Source organism: Vibrio sp. 1F279, from assembly GCF_041439815.1.
In the GTDB taxonomy this organism is placed as follows: Bacteria; Pseudomonadota; Gammaproteobacteria; order Enterobacterales; family Vibrionaceae; genus Vibrio; species Vibrio tasmaniensis_A.
The window spans coordinates 1-2,252 of record NZ_JBGOOU010000105.1 but is presented as its reverse complement, the minus strand read 5'-3'; the positions used below and the strand labels follow the sequence as shown (position 1 = coordinate 2,252).

The window sequence follows — 2,252 nt, the reverse complement described above, 5'->3', positions numbered from 1 at the left end:
AGAAATACGCGAAACGGGGTAGTTCTATCTTTAAATTTAATTACGCAACAAAGCCCATGTGTAACTCAAAAAACCTGAAGAATTGTTTTTGGCAATACGAGACATTTCGCGCCAATGATAATTACCTTTACTATCTCGAACGTTAGTCATATCTTGGCCAATAGAAGTCAGCCTTTTCGGGTGGATAATTAGTTTGTTTTTTGTATTGGTTACCCAAAATAGTGGTCATCATCATATCTGAGGTCTGATAATATTTTTTTTGCTGCTGTTTGAGCGTCTTCTATATTTAGAGACTCATTGGTTCTGAAGTGTTGGACTAAGGATACCGCAGTCTCTACTTGCGCTTGCAGTTTATCATGCCTTTCTTCAAGTCTCTGCTCTTGTTGAATGTAGAGTTCGAATCCTCCCAACAATAACATAAGCATAGCCGCTAGACCGATTGTCATTTGAATTTTGTTTTTTATAGATACATTATTTAACATGTTTAATTATCAAGTATTATTAATATTATCAATAATACTTAATGCCCACTTATAAATAAAGGTTAATTTTGTTAAGTGCGCCGAAGTATTGTCATCTGAGGTGGCTTTGTTGCGTAATTAAATTTGGAGATAGAGGCACCCCGTTTCGCATGCTTTTTAGTCAATACGACGGCGTTGTTGATCAAATCAGCTTGAAGGTCAACGACGCCATATTTGACTCACCGTTAGCTTCGAACAGGCATGCCTAGTCCTATGACTTTGTTTATAGCTTTGACATTCGCCATGATTTCACCCACTTGAGCGTTGTAACATCTCAAGCTCAATTTACCGCTGGTTAGTCCTTTATATCGAGACATTGCGGTCTCAGATATTGAGCGATAGTGATAACCAGATTCGGATTTCCACTCCGCTATTGTTCCGTTTTTCAGAGCCTCTACAGCTTCATTTCTGGGATACCCATCTTCCCAAAACGCTACATTCTTTCGAGGTGGTATCAACGGAGTACAACCTTTATTCTTCAGAGTATTGTGGCAACTTTTTGTGTCATATGCTCCATCGGCAGAGACAGCATCGATCTTTCTACGTAAAGGGTTGAGTAACGTTGGCAGCACTTCGCTATCACCAACATTTACCAGACTGACCTCGGCACTAATGGCTTCATGGGTATCTACATCAACGGCTAAGTGCAGCTTGCGCCATGTTCTACGTTTTTCGGCACCGTGCTTCTCGACCTTCCACTCACCCTCGCCAAAGACTTTGAGACCAGTCGAGTCAATGGCTATATGACGAATAGCCCCTTTAGATTTATTACGGTATTTCACCTGGACTGTCTTCGACCGTTTACTGATACAGATGTAGTCTGGGGACGTCAGTGGAACATCCAATAACTCAAAGATAGAGTCGATAAAACCTTGAAGAGCACGCAATGGTAATGAGAATACTCCTTTAATCATCAAGGCAGCTTCAATCGCTGTATCAAAGTACTGAAAGCCTCTACCACGCTTACCATGATGGGCTTTGCATCGCCATGCATCTACGGCTGAATCATCTATCCAGAACGTAACCGAGCCCCGTTTGCACAGAGCCTTATTGTACTCCGCCCAGTTAGTTATCTTCTTTTTCGCCTTACCCATGTTGTCACCGCTCTAACCATCATAAAGTATCAGATCGCAGGACTCGAAAAAGGTTCAACTGATTTAGGCAACAACGCCCATAAACAGTTCAAACTCGCGCCGGTACAAACGCCTTTTCCGCCATTGAACTTAATAGTGTCAGCATCTTCGGTGATGTTCTGGCTTTGATGGTTCTATTGCCTTTAACTATTTCCGTGTGTCACCACCAATTTCAGGGATTCGATTTTCTAGCACTTTGATTGCTGAGTGAGGCATTCACGTTTGTCTGCTTGGTCTGTCTTACGTTCAAAGTTACTTCCTTGGTCGACTAATTGACACATACCTTGGCTCATTTGTGGCATTACTTAAAGTGGTCAACCAAGGCCCACAACCGGGATAACGAACCGTTCCCGCCTTCCGCATCAGAGCATGTACGTCAGAAAACCCTTTTAGCCCCATTCTTTCACGATAGGTTGAAAACCAAGTCCATTGTGCGTTGCTGATGTTTTTAAACATTGTCCTCCCCATTCATGTTGATTCATACTGACTACGTTGATATCGCAGTCTTTGAGATCAAAGTCGAGAAACACATTCGTCGGCTTATTATTCCATCTGCATACCAACACCCGCATCACCGTAAGAGTGGCTGCCTTCACTA

The 2,252-nt window shown here is 42.3% G+C and carries 4 protein-coding genes; all 4 read right to left on the bottom strand.

Annotation, left to right across the window (positions count from 1 at the left end; translation table 11 throughout):
* Positions 1-36 precede the first annotated feature (36 nt).
* A complete protein-coding gene (locus ACED60_RS25555) occupies positions 37-162 on the bottom strand; it encodes a cache domain-containing protein (protein ID WP_231904623.1) in 126 nt (41 codons plus the stop codon).
* 47 nt (positions 163-209) lie between these two features.
* Positions 210-482 carry a hypothetical protein gene (locus tag ACED60_RS25550; protein WP_231904620.1) on the bottom strand — a complete coding sequence of 91 codons (273 nt, stop codon included), beginning with the start codon at positions 480-482 and terminating at the stop codon, positions 210-212.
* Positions 483-706: 224 nt separating this feature from the next.
* Positions 707-1,615, bottom strand: a complete 909-nt coding sequence (locus tag ACED60_RS25545) for an IS5 family transposase (protein WP_231904621.1) — start codon at positions 1,613-1,615, stop codon at positions 707-709.
* Positions 1,616-2,043: 428 nt separating this feature from the next.
* Positions 2,044-2,252 (bottom strand): hypothetical protein (locus ACED60_RS25540; protein ID WP_371692814.1); only part of this gene is annotated, 209 nt, incomplete at its 5' end.